Source organism: Shewanella sp. NFH-SH190041 (assembly GCF_024363255.1).
Taxonomy (GTDB): domain Bacteria; phylum Pseudomonadota; class Gammaproteobacteria; order Enterobacterales; family Shewanellaceae; genus Shewanella.
Map to the genome: position 1 here is coordinate 1765506 of NZ_AP026070.1, position 16266 is coordinate 1781771.

9 protein-coding genes are annotated in these 16266 nt (G+C 49.6%); 1 reads left to right on the forward strand and 8 read right to left on the reverse strand.

Annotation, left to right across the window (positions count from 1 at the left end):
* Positions 1 to 12: 12 nt before the first annotated feature.
* Positions 13 to 483 carry a glycine zipper 2TM domain-containing protein gene (locus NFHSH190041_RS07790; protein WP_261924664.1) on the reverse strand — a complete coding sequence of 157 codons (471 nt, stop codon included), beginning with the start codon at positions 481 to 483 and terminating at the stop codon, positions 13 to 15.
* Between the two features lie 335 nt (positions 484 to 818).
* On the opposite strand from NFHSH190041_RS07790, the gene NFHSH190041_RS07795 reads away from it, so the two are divergent.
* Positions 819 to 1421 carry a YceI family protein gene (locus tag NFHSH190041_RS07795; RefSeq protein ID WP_261924665.1) on the forward strand — a complete coding sequence of 201 codons (603 nt, stop codon included), beginning with the start codon at positions 819 to 821 and terminating at the stop codon, positions 1419 to 1421.
* Between the two features lie 115 nt (positions 1422 to 1536).
* Here the strand turns inward: NFHSH190041_RS07795 and NFHSH190041_RS07800 are convergent, their stop codons facing one another.
* From NFHSH190041_RS07800 to NFHSH190041_RS07830, 7 genes are all read right to left on the reverse strand, one after another.
* A complete protein-coding gene (locus tag NFHSH190041_RS07800; protein WP_261924666.1) occupies positions 1537 to 2547 on the reverse strand; it encodes a D-alanine--D-alanine ligase in 1011 nt (336 codons plus the stop codon).
* Positions 2548 to 2661: 114 nt separating this feature from the next.
* Complete coding sequence (gene recD / locus NFHSH190041_RS07805) at positions 2662 to 4596, reverse strand: exodeoxyribonuclease V subunit alpha (protein WP_261924667.1); 1935 nt, start codon at positions 4594 to 4596, stop codon at positions 2662 to 2664.
* Positions 4593 to 8396: an exodeoxyribonuclease V subunit beta gene (gene recB / locus NFHSH190041_RS07810; protein WP_261924668.1), complete on the reverse strand. Its 3804-nt coding sequence runs from the start codon at positions 8394 to 8396 to the stop codon at positions 4593 to 4595. Before recB ends, recD begins: the two co-directional genes overlap by 4 nt.
* Positions 8393 to 11884, reverse strand: a complete 3492-nt coding sequence (gene recC / locus NFHSH190041_RS07815) for an exodeoxyribonuclease V subunit gamma (RefSeq protein WP_261924669.1) — start codon at positions 11882 to 11884, stop codon at positions 8393 to 8395. Before recC ends, recB begins: the two co-directional genes overlap by 4 nt.
* A gap of 217 nt (positions 11885 to 12101) precedes the next feature.
* Entirely contained in the window at positions 12102 to 14231 is a 2130-nt protein-coding gene (locus tag NFHSH190041_RS07820) for a DUF3488 and transglutaminase-like domain-containing protein (protein WP_261924670.1), read from the reverse strand.
* On the reverse strand, positions 14222 to 15304 hold the full coding sequence (locus tag NFHSH190041_RS07825) for a DUF58 domain-containing protein (protein WP_261924671.1): 1083 nt from the start codon (positions 15302 to 15304) through the stop codon (positions 14222 to 14224). Before NFHSH190041_RS07825 ends, NFHSH190041_RS07820 begins: the two co-directional genes overlap by 10 nt.
* Positions 15301 to 16209 carry an AAA family ATPase gene (locus NFHSH190041_RS07830; RefSeq protein ID WP_261924672.1) on the reverse strand — a complete coding sequence of 303 codons (909 nt, stop codon included), beginning with the start codon at positions 16207 to 16209 and terminating at the stop codon, positions 15301 to 15303. The genes NFHSH190041_RS07825 and NFHSH190041_RS07830 overlap by 4 nt, the downstream gene beginning before the upstream one ends.
* Positions 16210 to 16266: the final 57 nt, after the last annotated feature.

Consider the following 16266-nt stretch of genomic DNA (forward strand, 5'->3'; position numbering starts at 1 on the left):
CTCTACCCTGGATTAATTCGCTGGTACCACTCTGGCACTGCCATTAAGGCTGAAAATATTTACCCGCTCACCGACCCTAAAAATCATTTTAGGGTCGACTTGTTGCACAATGGCGATAGTTTCACCATTATCCAGTCGAATAATCATATTTACGCCTTGGCGGGTGTCGATGGCCTGCCCGGCCTGGCTGCCTGCCGCCGCACCAAGTACGCCGCCCCCAATTGCCGCAATCTCTGCACCTGTGCCACCGCCGATATCAGATCCTAGCAAGGCTCCGATGGCACCACCTGCAAGGGTTCCCAATGCATTACCATTTTGTCCCTGCAACTTTACCGCATTCAGTTTTAAAATTGTGCCTGTTTGCACGGTTTGAATTTGTTGCGCGTCAGCAACTGTGTAGGCATCGCCATATGGATTAGTGGCGCAACCGCCCAGTCCGAACAGAGCTGTTAGCACCAGAGCGCCTAATACTGTGTGTTTCAAAATGCCTCCACTTCAGCGAGTTCTGACTCAGCATAAGAGCAGAACATGATATTCAGCTGACATTATAAAAATGAAGTCCGGGGAAGGTTCAAGTATGCGGATAGAAATGAACAGATTTTCATCAACAGGATCGCTCTGATTAATGTCATAACGGATGATGAATTCCCGTTGTGGTGCGTATACATGCTGTGATCTGTGTCAGAGGCAATTGGCTATGCTGGGTAATTGCGGGCTTGCAAAGTCTCTTTCCCTTAAATGAATGAAGTATTGATTTAGGGATTACGGATGTTCTATGGTGAGTATGTTACTTAAACGTTAATCACGGGAGCATAAATATGAAACGTGTCTTGAGATTCTCGGGTCACCGCTTATTGGGTCAGGCAATGTTGGTTGGTGCGGCGCTATTGGCAAGCACTGCTGCTGTGGCTGCGAACTATAGTCTGGACAGTGCTAATTCGAGTGTGAGTTTTGCCACCATCAAAAAACAGTATGTTGTTGAGCCTGCAACCCTGACAGGGATGAGCGGCAGTTACAAGGGTGGGCAATTTGAGTTTAGTATTCCGCTATCCAGTGTCAGTACCGGGGTACAAATTCGTGATATGCGTCTTAATCAGCTATTTTTTGAGTCGCAGAAGTTTCCTGCGGTAAAAGTCAGTGGCCAGTTCAACACCAAAACCATGGCCAAAGATGGCGTGCTCAGTGCCAAAATACCCGCTAAAGTGACCTTGTTTGGCCAAACTAAGCAGATTATGTTTCCGGTAACAGTGCTGAAAGCCGGTCAGTTTATGCAAGTCAGCTCATCGGCGCCTGTGATTATCAACGCTGCGGACTTTGGTATTCCGGCAGAGAATCTGAAACGTTTGTCTGCCACAGTCGGGGGCATTCCCTTATCTGACAAAGTGCCGGTAGATATTAATCTGATTTTCCGTCAACGCTGATAAGCTGTTGTGAGTTGTCAGTCCGTGTAAACCTTTTTGCAGAGATAAAAAATCCAGCCTAGGCTGGATTTTTTATCTCATAACTTGTGGTTAGAGACGAACCACAACTGCGCGGTTATTTGGATGCGAGTTGCGCCAGGATGTTATCGCGCAACATCACAGTAAAATCATCGCCATGGGCTTTGAGCATTTTCGGGAACATGGAAATCGGCGTCATACCTGGGAAGGTATTAATTTCATTGAGCAGGATCTCATTGTCCTGAGTGAGGAAAAAATCAATCCGGGACAGATGACGCAGTTTCATGCCCTTAAAGGCTTTGATGGCATAGTGGCGGATTGCATCAATAGTTTCTTGACTGAGATCCTCTGCCTGTACCTTAGTAACCGCCTGGCTCTGAGCGTTATATTTTTCATCAAAGCTGTAAAAGGTGTTGCTGGCACAGATGATTTCACCTGGTACAGTGGCGACTACCTCGCCCTGATATTCATACACAGCCACTTCCAGCTCTCTAGCAATAATGGTTTTTTCCACAATCACATAAGGGCTGAAGCTGAATGCTTCATTGAGCACAGTTTCAATTTGCTCAGCGTCGTCAACTTTATAGCAGCCTACAGATGAGCCTTGGCTTGCGGCCTTAACAAATACTGAGCCCCATTGGGCTAGCGCCTCTGCAGTACGATTAACGGCCTGTTCACCGGGCTCATCGAGAAACAGATATGGGGTATTGGGGATACCTAGCGCTGAAAACCACATTTTGGCGGTGATTTTATTGAAACAATTGACACTGGCTTCACCGCGGCAACCAAAATAAGGTAGGCCAATCAGTTCGAACCAAGACTGAATATCCCCTGTTTCGCCGGGATAGCCATGAATACAGGGCACGACATAGTCTACTGGCCAAGGGCTGCGATTATTATCTGCAAAAATAACTTCCCGGTCACAGGTCAGTTGGGCAAAACTGTCATCTTCACAGCGGTAACGGCCATCTTCCAGCAGTTCCAGCCATAACAGATTAAACTGTGGCAAGGTGGCCAAGTTGGTTTTTAGATAGCCAGCTGATAGCAGGGAAATCGCATGTTCACTGCCACCGCCACCGCACAGCAACAGTAGGTTATATTGGTTCATTGTTTCTCCGGGAGCCCGTTTTGTGTCGTCAGTGTAAGGAGCCGTTAGCTAACGGGCAAGCTATGAGTGTTGTTAAACTGGTCAGTTAGACCAGGTGTTTGATATATAGCAAATTTATTCGTTTTGTGACCATAGGCGCTGCGCCAGTCCTGATGCCCGTACTGTCGGATGCAAACAGGCAGCTTCAAATACCTTCTGACTGCCAAGACAGATAAAGTGCGTTTTGGCTCGGGTGATAGCGGTATAGATCAGTTCTTTGGTCAGCAGTTGCCGCTGAGCCGGGCTGGGTCTAGGGGGAAGTACTAACGCCACCGTCGCAAATTCACTGCCCTGGGACTTGTGCACTGTCATGGCAAAACAGGTCTCATGGCCAGGTAAACGGGCCGGTAATACTTTAAGGACACTGCCATCAGCCTGAATAAAATGGGCCATTAGACGCTGACTATCATTGCAGGGCAGAATAATACCAATATCCCCGTTAAACAGCCCAAGATTGTAATCATTACTGTGAATAATAATGGGCCTGCCGGGGTAAAACTCCTGTCCCGGCTGGATAAATCCCGCCTGTTTCAATGCGGCAGTCATATGGGCATTGATGCCGTCAACCCCAAATTCGCCTGCCCGTGTGGCACACAGGATCCGAAAGGCGTTATATCGGTCAATAATCTGTTCGGCAGTGAAATCTGGCCGGTGGATCACTTCCAGATAGTGGCGGTAATACTCACAAGCTTGGGTTAATAATGGCGTAAGTCCGCGGCTTTTATCTCCGTTACCATGATCCAACCAAGTCAGCTCATGGTGCCCCTGTTGCCAGGTCTGCTGAATGTCAGCTTTATCACTGCGATTGACGGCATTAGCCAAAATGCCGATCCCCGCATCGGTGGCAAATCTGTGGCTGTGTCTGAGCATGCACAGGTTATTACCAATACCGGGGTTGGAACTTATCAGCCCGGCCATATCGGTATGGCACAGTTGGGACAGCTGGGTGGCAAAATCAGCGCTGTAGCGCATTTGCCAATTATCTCCGCTGCGAAGACCCGCACAGATATCGGCTAATACTGCTCCGGCCTCCACTGAGGCCAATTGATCCTGATCCCCCAGTAAGATTAATCTGGCATGGGGCGGCAGCGCATCAAGTAGCCGATCCATCATAGGTAAATCAACCATGGAGGCTTCATCCACAATCAATAAATCCAGATGCAGCGGGTTATCTTTATGATGGCGGAATTTATGCGAACCGGGGATCACCCCTAGCAGTCGGTGCAAAGTCGCAGCGTCTTCCGGAATACGGGCAATCACTTCAGCATTAAGATCGCTGGCCTCGGCTTTATCGGGAGAGGCTTTACTGAGCTGTTCCAGTAGACGCCGTTTAGACGCTTTGATGGATTCCGTCAGTCGGGCGGCCGCTTTCCCTGTAGGGGCAACCAAGCGGATGGTCATCTCTTTGTTAAGGCAAAGTAGCATCAGCAGTTTGGTGACCGTGGTGGTTTTGCCGGTTCCAGGTCCACCGGTAATCACGGCAAAACGCTGACAAATTGCTGTGGCGGTCGCTACTTTTTGCCAGTCAGTGTCCTTACTGTCTGCCATTGGTGGAAATAATTGCGCTAGGGCAGCAGCTGTGCCCGCCGGGACAGGTAATATCTGGGCCGCCATTTGCTTTAGCCGTTTCGCTACTCGCAGTTCAAAATCATAATACTGTTTCAGATACAGCCGGGAGCCATCAAGGACCATAGGCGTATTATCCTTGCCATCTCCCACGGCAGGCAGCGCGGCAATGGCATTGAGCAGCGTAGTAAGTGGCGCATTAATTTGAATTTGGCTGCTGCGCTCCAGCATAGGGTTAGCTAAATTAAGCTGCGCCAACGGTAGACAGGCATGCTGGGCTGACAATTGTCGGCTGAGTAGGGCACAAATCAATATAAACAGGGGTGAATCATCCCGATGAATCGCGGCCATCTGCAGAGCAAAGTGGCGATCCAGCGGCGTGAGTAGGCGCTCTTGCTCCCACTGTTGCAGTAACTGGCCGATGGGCTGGGTAGTTTCAATCATAATGTCAGTTCCCATTGACTGGTAGCAGCTTGCTGACCGCTGAGTAAGGCATCCAGCGCATCTATCAGGGCAAAATCAGGTTTATCAAAAAAGACGCCACAACCAGGTTGCGATGCGGACATGCCCCGCAAAAACAGGTAATAGCAGCCGCCAAAGTGCTGCTGGTAATCGTAATCTGGTAATTTCAAACGCAGATAACGGTGCAGGGCAAGGGTATAGATAATGTACTGCAGATCATATCTGTGGCTGTGAATGGCTTGGGCCATATTCTCTTGATTGTAAGCGGGATAATCATCCCCCAAGTAGTTGGATTTATAGTCGGCAATGTAATAGCGGCCTTGATATTCAAAGGTCAGATCGATAAACCCTTTGAGCATGCCTTTAAATTCATCAAATTTCAGCTCACCACCATAACCAAAGCGCGCTAACAGTTGTGATAAGGCGATATCTTTCAGCCCACGATCCTGCAGCCAGCTGGCGTCATCGCCAAGAGGCAAATAAAACTCAAGTTCAACCAGCTTATGTGCTTGGTCAAGCTGGGCCAGTTGAATTGGATTACCTTTGTGCCCTGTCAAAGGTGCATGGAGCAGATCCAGATACCAGTCGGTTAAGATCTCTTGCCACTGCGCATCAATACCGTATTGCTCCATCGCCCCGGGTAAGCAGGTCGGGAGGCCGGTCTCTGCCCGGGTGAAATCAATCAGCTCCAGCACCAAGTGCATAAAGGTACCGGCATTAGCGCCTCGCTCAAAGGTAAAGCGACTGGGTTGAGGTTCAGTGTCTGCTTGCTGCAAAATGGCATCATCACTGAGTTCCTCATCCCCGGCACCGGGCTGAATATATTCATGGGGCAGGTGCTTAACCAACCCAGAATAGCTGCCAACTCGCCAAGGCACTTGTGGCCGCTTGGCTGGCACTGCCGGAGAGCAGGGGAGTTGCTGTTGCTCACTAGCCCCCTTAAGTTGCGTCACTTGGGTTGTCGGTATTATCTGACTGACACTGATGGCCTCACAGGCCAAGGTTTGGGCGGAGGCAGTCATGGTGTCGGCATCACATTTGTTATCTTGGATCCCCAGTAAATAGCCAATCGCGGTATTGGCAAGATAACTGTTGATACCGGATTTATTCATGCGGCAATGGTTGGCTATATAGAGATAGCAGCGGTACACCGGCCGAGTCAGGGCAACATAGAGTAGACGTAAATCTTCCGCCATCACCTCTAGCTTGCATTGCTCCCAGCCATCGTCACTGCCATTTAAATCCCAGATTAATTGGTCATCTCTGTGGTAAAGCATGGGGGCAGGGCGACGATTGCTGTCCCGCGCCAGACTGACAAAGGGAATAAAGCAGATGGGGTATTCCAGCCCTTTACTTTTGTGGATGGTCACGATTTGTACCAAGTTCTGCTCACTGGCCAGTCGCAATTGTTGCTCCTCACCACTTTGACCTGTGCCCAACTCCTGTTCAAACCACCCCAGTAATGCCGCGATACCATCAAGCTCTGCGGATTTTTGTTGCAGAAGTTCGGCCAGATGACGAAAATCAGTCAGCCGTCGCTCGGCATCGGGTTCGCGAGAGAGTCGCTCCAGTAATTGACATTCATCGGCCAACAGTAATAGGGCGGGCATAATACCGCGCCGACTCCAGAGTTCGTGCAGGCGCATAAACTGCTCTAAGATCTTACTGCGCAGGTTTTCTGACTGATTGAATTCATGGATGGTGTTGGCATCATAACCCAATAGACGACTGGCCATAGCAGAGCGGATCGCCGTTTCATCGCGGGGATTGGCCAAAGCTTGCAGGATGAGGGCGATCTCTCTGGCCTCAGTCGTTTGCATCACACTGTCCCGGCTTAAAAATACCGCGCCCACCCCCCGGCTGCGCAGTGCCTGCTCCATTACCGCTGCTTCATTGCGATCGCGCACCAAAATAGCAATATCCCGGGCCTTAACTGGTTCGGTATGGTCTTTATTTTGTAGTAGACATAAAGGCTCAGGCGCCGATGCACCATTGAGCAGTTGGGTAATTTCTTCCGCAGCATCGGCAGCCAACTGGCGTCTAGCCGTCGTTTTATTCAGGCCATCTTTACTATGCTCCGGCAGCAGGCGTAATTGCAGCGCGGCTAGATTGTTATCCGGGCCGATAAGTTGTTTGCTGCCATCATCTTTAGCATTGACACTATCAAATGGAATAGCGTCATTAAGAAATGGCTGCGCATGATGGGTAAATACACGGTTTACCGCAGTCACCATCGCTTGGGATGAGCGGTAATTCGTGGCCAGATTATATCTGTCCGGCGTGGCGTTACGGGCCTGAATATAGGTGAAAATATCTGCGCCACGAAAGGCATAAATTGCTTGTTTGGGATCCCCGATCATCAACAGGGTGTTGCCACTTTCATGGCACTGCTGTGTGGGATAAATCCCAGAAAAAATCCCGTATTGCAGTGGGTCGGTATCTTGGAACTCATCGATCAGCGCTACCGGAAAGCGACTGGCAATACACTGACGCAACCGCTGGGCAATCCGCGCCTGATGGTCATCGGTGTTTAACGCTGTGTCCTGGGAATGAATCTGGTCTTGCTCGCTACCATTTTCCTGATGTGAATTTTCGCTTGAGTTTGAGTCTGAGCCTGAGCTTGAATTTGAACTTAGGTTTGACGTTTGGTTTGTGTGGCTATCGGGATTGGCTCGGCTGTGCTGTCCCAGCGCTAAGGCCAAGGTTAACAGCAAATCATCTGGACTAAGTACATTACGCTCTGCTTTGAGCGCCATAAATCGGTTTTCAATTTGCTCCCGGGCGGCGTACAAAAATGCTGGCAGTAGGGCGGCAATAGCCTCGCTAACCAGTTCAATTTGCACCAGCGCCTTAGCTTGCTCGGCCTCAGGTAGAATGCCACCTTTTTTCAGTTTCAGCTGAGACAAGGACAGGGAGGTTAATAGTTTGCTGTCGGGCAATCCTGCTTGATATTTTGCCCAATTGTCCATTCTGGCAAGCATAGTCGCCAGTTTTGGATAGCCATCACTTTCTTTACCGTAACTGGTGCCATTAAGTGGCAGACTATGGAGCAGTATTTCGGTTGTTTGACGCTCCTGTAGCCAAAGCTCCCGCAACATTTCAAGCTTGCTGGTCAGTTGCTCACACACTTGGCTAAAGGGCGGTGGCGTGGTGTCAGCACTGGCTTGGCTGGCACCAAACAATGGCCGTAATTGTCGGCCTAAATCGTCTGGAGTATCAAATTTTGCGGCAATGGCGCCGGCCAGATATTCTGGTAGTTGATAGCAGGTATAACGCCAGTAATCACGTACACTTTGGCTGAGATACTGACTGTCATCCAGGACAAATGTGGACTCAAACAGCAGGGCAGATTCAAAGGCCATATCGGACAAAATCCGCTGGCAAAATCCATGAATGGTAAAAATGGCCGCTTCATCCAGAGATTTAAGGGCCAGATCCAACCGTCTGCGGGCAATGGGTAGTTCAGCGGCCTCCGTTGCTGCAAAGAGCGTGTCAATAAATGCATCTTCGACTGGCAGACCAATAAAGCGCTGATAACAGAGTTTGATCCGTTTGCGTATTCTGTCTCTGAGTTCTTCCGTGGCGGCGTTGGTAAAGGTCACCACTAAAATCTGTTCACAGGTCAGCGGCGCGGTATCACCATGTCCTAGTAGCAGGCGCAGATACAGGCCGGAGATAGTGTAGGTTTTGCCGGTACCCGCACTGGCTTCGATAAGCCGCCGACCTTTTAATGGCAAGGTCAGTGGATCTAGGGTATGCAACATAGCGTCAGCGTGACTCATGGGCGGGTCGCTCCTTCAACATAATTGGCCAATTCTGACAGTTTGTCATGGTGATACAGGCTGAGCATGGGACCTAAAATGGTATCGGCTAATGTAGCAAAACCGTGTGGGCCGTCATCGAGTAAATCGTCGGGAAAGCGAAATAGCCGTGCTTGGAAGGGATCTGCACCATCACCGTAGCCAGCGTCATCGAGCCAGCTGGGAGCCAGCGCATCAAAGATCTCAGAGTCTGAAACACTGTTGTCATAACTTAATTCCAGATAAGCCAGTGATGTTTTGGCCATAAATGGTAGCGGTGTTGCCTGACCGACAAAAAATAGCTCAACCAGCTGTTGCAGCAATGTCTGGGCCTGTTCTTGGGTCAGTGCCGCGAAACTGTGGAAATGACCCATATCCAGTAAATAAGCGCCCTGATGGCGACCACTGGCATTTAAACACAAGTGACGCAGATAGACCCTGAGCAGATCTTTCGGTTTGGTCGTCCCGGGGCGGATATTGACCAGCCCTTTGGCGTAAAGATCATCAATGCGTCCGACAAGTGTCAATGTTGAGTCTCCCCGTGGCAGGGTGAGCGCAATATCCACCGGCGGTGCTTTGGGGCAAACCTGCCCTTCTTGTGCGCCTCGCAGATAACGGGTTCGCTCAATGACCGGACCGATATCCCGGCGGTATTGCGCCAGTAATAAATCATCAAAGGGCGCCATCGGCAATTGACCATCAGCTTTGAGTCGGCTCAGCAGTGCCTGACTGACTTCCCCATCGGGCTGTTGCAGCGCGTCTTCCATCATCATCAACTGCAACTGGTAGCGCTGCAGTGCATTGAGGCTAAAGGGTTCATCATCTTCCCGCACGTCCAGAGCCAGATTGAGCTCCACCTTTAAACTACGTTGGCAGAAATATTGCGCTGGCGAGCGGTAAAAGCGGATAAGGGCTGACAGCTCTAATTCCTGTGCGGGCAACTGAGCCAGACTGATTCCCTGCGGTGTTGCCAGAGGCGCGGTAATAAAAGCGGGCAACGGTTGGATTTCTGTGTTGTCTGGAGGGCACCACTGACTGGCAAAACTGCGGGTCAGACCGGATGTGGTACTACGGTATAATCTGGCATCAAAAGGTTGAAGCGGTTGAGTGATTAACAATTGCTCGCTGAGTTTCTCTGAGGCCGCATCACTTTGAGCCAGTTGTAATGCTGGCGCTGATTGGAGGGTAAAGCCTGCCGGCCGATAACACAGTTGGCAATACTCCAGCAATTCGCTAACTAGCATAGAGGGATTGCGTTCACGGTTATCCCGTTCACTGTGGCCAATAAAACTGATATACAGCTGGTGGCGGGCAGATAATAGCGCCTCAAGAAACAGATATCTGTCATCCAGTCGGCGGGAACGGTCACCGCGCCGCGGCCCGAAATGCGCCATTAAATCAAATCCTACCGGGTACTGGATTCTGGGGTAGATACCGTCATTCATCCCCAGCAGACACACCAGTTTAAATGGAATTGAGCGCATCGGCATCAGGGTACAAAAGTTGACACTGCCCGCCAGATAACGCTGACCCACTCGGGATTCCGTTAGCGAGGAGGTAAACCATTGGTTCAGAACCCGGATAGATAAATCGCCACCAAAACCCGATTGGTCGGCTTCATTACGGAATTTTTCAATGGCCTGCCGGATTTCATTTAAGTCACTGCGGACACTATCATCCAACGGCTCGGCACAGTAGAAAGCATCGAGCAGATGAAGTAGCTGACTGACCCGAGTGGTGATATCAGCCTGTTGACTAAGCAGCGTTCGGGCAATATCCAGTGCTTCAATAAAATTAAGCAGTTTTCCCAGTGCTTGAGATGCCTGGCCTTCAATGCCTGCAAGCGGCAGATCGCCATGATACAACAAAGTATCATCTCCCAAGGCGTAGCCTAGAATCATTCGTCTGATGCCAAAAGCCCAAGAATATTTATCAAATGCAGGCAACCCTTGTTGTTCACTGGCTTGTTTGTCCCGCCCCCAACGAATACCTGCGTGTTGCAACCATTGTTTCAGTTGCTCTAATTCATCGGCACAGATATCAAATCTGGCTAATACGGCAGGAACTTCTAACATGCCGAGGACTTCAGTGAGACCAAAACGGCTGCGATCTAACATAAGTAGCGTCAGAAAACTGTTGATTAACGGGGATTCCTGCGCGGCGCCGCGATCGGCAATCGCATAGGGAATATAATGATCTCCCCGTTTGGCGGAGAATACCGCATCAATATAAGGGGCATAAGCTGAAACATCCGGCAGCATCACCACAATATCTCTGGGTTGCAGTGTCGGGTGACGGCGAAACATTTGCAACAGGTGATCGTGCAGGGTTTCAACTTCCCGCAAGCCACTGTGGCAGCTGCGGAGGGTGATGGAATCATCATCTTCCGCCAGTATCCGGCGTTTGGCGGTATTGAGATAAAACTCAGGTTCAGGCCGCAAACTCTCTCCTAGGGTTTCCATATCCAAAATATCTTGTTGCACACCGCTGAGCAGGGTTTGCGTGCCTGGGTCGACATAGCATTCATGTTGGGCAAGATGGTCAGGATCAAGCTCTAGCAGCATATCCAGCATTTCCCGTCCCATTTTGCCATTATTCGCCAGCAGGGGATTTCCCACCTCCAGACTCTCTTCCCAATGTTCCGGTAATTGCTTTTTCTCACTGTAGGCCAATGACATTCTGGCTCGGGCTTTGGCATCAACAATATCGCCCCAGTAATGCTGGCAGGGGCTGAGGCTAAGCATAAAAACATCCATGCGCCGCGCCACCGCGGCCAGAACATCCAATGTTTGTGGTGCCATCGAGCTTATGCCGAACACAAACAGGCGAGGTGGCAGTGCTGCAAGGGATTGCGCCGGATCAGTTAGTGCACTGATAAGCGCTTGATGCAGGTTAGCCCTGTGGTAATGGCTCTGTCCCAGTTTATCACAGTTGTAATGGATAAGTGCCCGCCACAATTCTGGTTGCCAGCTTTGCTCAATCGGGAGGGGGATTGGTTCTTCCTGTTGTTCCCAAGCCAAGATCCAATCCGGGCGATATACCAAGTATTGGTCAAAGATATCGGCGATACGTCCTGCTAGCTGAAATAGCTTAAGGGCCAGCTCTTCACTGTTTTCTCGCTCACCAAGGTATTGACGCAATGGCGCAAAATTTTCCCGGGTGATGATCCCCGGTAAAATGGCCATGAGTTTCCAAGTCATTGCTGGCTTGGTAAAAGGGTTTTCTTTGGGAACGCCCTCTAGTAGCAAATAACACAACTGCCAGATAAAGCTCGAGGGTAGAGGAAAGTTTTGCGCCGCAGATACACCATTATGGCGGGCAATTTCCAATCGTAGCCAAGTCGACATGCCGGGACTTTGAACCAGAATTTGTTCGGGTTGCAGCAGTGGACCGCCATGGGGAACATTGATTAAGTTAGCAAGTTGCTCTGACAGCACTTCCATTTGATTTGACTGAATATAATGCAGCATGGCGGACAGGGTTGTGGGAACAGGAAGCCATTTTATGTCTTTGATTTGTTGGCATCAACTTTGGCTTGTTTCATCGCCATATCACTCAGCGCGCATCGTGATGAAGCGAATAGCAAACGATATTTAAATCAATGGGAAATACAAACGTGATGCGAGATGACAGCGTAACAATCTGCTGATTGAGCCTCTTGCCAAATCGGGGTAAGAGGCGTTTATTTTAGTTTGTGCTTGGGGTGTGATGACCTTTATGCCAAGTCGGGGCGGGCAGGGTAAATTTTAGTGCCAGCCGGAGTTGTCTCAGTTTGCGGATAGTATGGCGCTTCAACTTTGGCTCTGGGGATGGAGCATATAATACGGTTTCCAACATTTGGCAAACATCACTGACAGCGCTGTGGTAAGTGGGTAAATACTTGGCCGTTTTGACCGCAACTTGGGCTGGGGTATCGGCAATTTGTAATGGTACGCCTTGACGTTGTAGCTGGTGGCACAGACTGGCATAAGCATAATACAAGGCATTACGTTTTCTCGGGCGTAATAGACCTGCATACCAAGCCAGTAATAGGCTGATCAGGGCAAAGGCTCCCAGCATAAATAGGATCAGGCGACTGTTGTCTGTGCCGCCAAGCATTTTTTGCCACAGTTGCTGCTGTCGTTCGGGATTAAAGCCTAGCACCCAGACTGTCCAGTAATAATCGAATCCGGCAAAGCGCATTCGTAATTGATTGAGCCAGGGAACAGTTTTGAGTTGCATACTGGAAAGGGGATGGTCTTCCAAGTAACTTTCTTCAGGGCTAAAAACAGCATCAAAACCACTCAAGACTCGCTCTGGGGCAACCATGGCGGTGGGATCATATCTGACCCAGCCTCTATTGGGATGCCATATTTCTGCCCAAGCATGGGCCATATACTGGTAAACACTGACATAGCCAGCAGTGGGGTTGAATTCGCCCCCCTGATAACCGGTTACCATTCTGGCCGGTAGCCCGCTTGCGCGGGCGATAATCACCATTGCACCAGCATAATGCACGCAGAAGCCAGCTTGGTTGTGAAACATAAAATCATCAATTTGATTGCGCCCTAGCGGTGGCGGGCTAAGGGTATAGAAAAACGGTTGCTGATAAAAATATTGCATCAGCGCTTGTATTCTGGCTTCTGGCTCGGGGTATTGCTCCGCCAGTTGCTGAGCAAAAGCTTTAGTTTGCGGATTAACATCATGGGGCAGGGTGAGGTTATTGCGCCATTGTCGCTGGGATAACTGCTTATCCAAGGGCGCACTGGTAAATGACGCCACATCATATGCCATTTTCTTATGTATCGGATTGAGTGCCAGCAGGCGGTAGTCTTCTAGGTTGGCCACTTTATCTGACCGGCTGTAAGCCAAATCCAGCCCAAATAGCCATTGGTTGCCGGATGGCTCAGCAATAACCTGATAACGCAAAGGGTTACCTTGGGGAATATTACGCCCTTGTTTAGTTAGTAATACTTGTTGCTGATGGGTTTTTAGCCCACTACTTTGCTGCCATTCACTGCCGTTGTAGCTATCCAGTACGAGTGCGCGCCAGTAAAGTTGCTCATTGGGTGGTTGTTCGCCTTCAAAGGTGGCTCGAAACGCCAGTTCTGGTGAGCGGGTCAATCGTTGAATATCGCCCGGGCGGATTACTTCTGACAGGCCCGTTGGCGTAGTTTGTGGCTGAGGTACCATCCATAGTGGCGGAAAGCGCGGCAGCATAATAAATAATAATCCAGCTAAAGGCAGACTAATGAACATCAATTTGGCGCTGTCTAACAGGGTGTCCAAGGCTCGGTTTTTTCCTTGATACAGGCTGATAAGAGCACAGGCATTAATTAGTGCGATTGAAAAGAGATGGAGGGTATTACTGACAGATTGATTATCAATAAATGTAAGAGCAATAAGGAAATAACCGACCAACACAACCGCTTTTACATCCCGTTGCTGGCGCATTTCAATAAATTTAAGGGCATACCCCAGAATTAACAGATTTATGAGTGCGTTGAGTGCGCCAAGCTGCGAGGTGATCATCACCAGTGTAACTGCCGCGGCAAGCGCCAAGATACTCACCAACATTTTTGGTGGTTTGGCAACTCGCCCAAGGAAAATGCCGGTTCGCCAGATAAAACAGATGGCGCAGATAGCCAGTGTCCAAGGTGTTATTTTACTGTAGAGGGGGATCAGTACCGCAATGTTGATGATCAATAGCCAAAAAAGGGTTCTGCGGGGAATATTGTGATTAACCGTGGCAGTGCCCTTTGAGGGCGCGCTTTGGTTTGAGGTATTTATTGACCTATGGTGCCCTAACACCCGGAAAAGTTCTTTGGTTAGCTGCATCTATCAGTCTCCTGATGAGCGGCTGTAAATGAAACCTTATCCGTGTGTTTTGGGGAAAATTCTGGAGCACTATGATGATTGGGGGCGTCAGCATACTTTCCGGCGGGTGGGTACATGGCTAAGGCGTGTTGGCAACTTTGCCGATGAGTTTCATCACAGCCTGGTGCGATAACCGTTTCTGCTAAACGCAATCCGAACGATTGCTGACGCTGGCAGTAAAACTCCACTAAATAACTCAGCGCGCTGAGATGTCGCTCAAGATCGTCAGCCTGTGACTGCGGCAATGTAAGCCAAATACAGTGGTGTTGAGGTTGCTGAAATTCTTTGACCAGCATCCCTCTACCTTGAGCCCATTGTTTCCAAGCGACCTGTTTGAGTGATTCACCACTGACGTAGGCTCTTAAACCGCTAAATTCATCAACGCCATTGACCGGTGCGCTATTGGTTTGTTGTGATGCTTGTTGGTGTTGCCGGTAAATTGTTGCGGAGTCAGGTTCAATTGGCTTGGCAAAAACCAGGTGTTCGATAGCCATATCTTGTAGTGACCATACGCGACACAACCCCATAGGATATTGAGAACTAATACATAAGCGCCCTGGTGATAATTTGCCTCGGCGGGTTTGACGATAAGCAATGGCTGTTGGTGCTGCTTTTGCTGTCACCCGAGCGAGCTGCTCCGGGATATTGTCTGCAAACCCCAATTGGATTTGCCAACTGAGGTGCTGACTGCTGAGATTGATTGGAACTGCGAGGGTTTCATCTGCGTAGACTTGAGGTAAATTCCCCAGCCTGAGTTCAAGCCCTGCCAGATTGCGATATCCTAGTACAGCGCAACTGGTAAAGAGACTGGCCATCAACAATGCGAGGGCAATAATCAAGTTGTTTTGATAGTTAATCCCGAATAGATATAGCATCATGGCCAGTGTCAGCCAGCATAGACCAAAAGCCGTGGGCAAAATAAAAATCCCTTTATGGGATAAAGTTTGCTGTTTGGCCGCAGGCAACCGGTGAGCTAACCACCGCTGCCAACGGGGATATAAACGACTTTGTCTAAATAAAGCAATAATCGTCATTGGATGGGATTCACTCCGGCTAGGATCCTGCTGCTGACGGTTTCGCCTTGTAACTGACTGCTAGAGCGGATCCTATGCTGGGCAACAGCGGTAAATACGGCTTGCACATCGTCCGGTAACAGATAGTGACGATCATGGATGACGGCCCAGGCTTTAGCAGCCTGTAGCAAGGCTTTACTGGCACGAGGCGAGAGCCCGTAACCTTCAGTTTGATTCCGAGATGCCTCAACCAGCGCCAGAATGTAATTGAGCAGAGCATCGGATACACTGACATCATCCACACAGTGTTGTAATTGAACCAAATCGCTTGGGGTCATACATTGTGGCAAGGTGTCTTGGTAGGGGAGCATGCCTTCGCCTTTTAACATGGCTAACTCAGTCATACTGTCTGGATAACCAATGGACAGTCGCATCAGAAATCTATCCAGTTGGGACTCTGGTAGTGGAAATGTGCCGGATTGCTCTGTGGGATTTTGGGTGGCGATAACAAAAAAAGGTGATGGCAGTGGGTGGGTTGTGCCATCTAAGGTGATTTGCTGTTCAGCCATGGCTTCCAACAGCGCACTTTGGGTTTTGGGACTGGCACGGTTTATTTCATCGGCCAGTACCATCTGACGGAAAATAGGGCCAGGATGAAAGATAAACTGATTTTGATGTTTATCAAAAATGGTCACGCCGAGAATATCTGCCGGCAACATATCGCTGGTGAATTGAACTCGCTGGTAGCTAAATCCTAAGCTTTGGGCCACGGCTTGAGCCAAGCTGGTTTTTCCCATACCGGGTAAATCTTCAATCAGCAGATGGCCTCTTGCCAAAATACAGGCTAATGCGAGCTTAATTTGCTCAGGTTTGCCTAAAAGTACTTGTTCAAGCTGCTGAAGAAGATTATGTACCTGCTCTGTCATCTTACCTCCTTGTCGGCCAATTGGGGAACAGTCGGTGATGATGACAGCCCCAGCTAA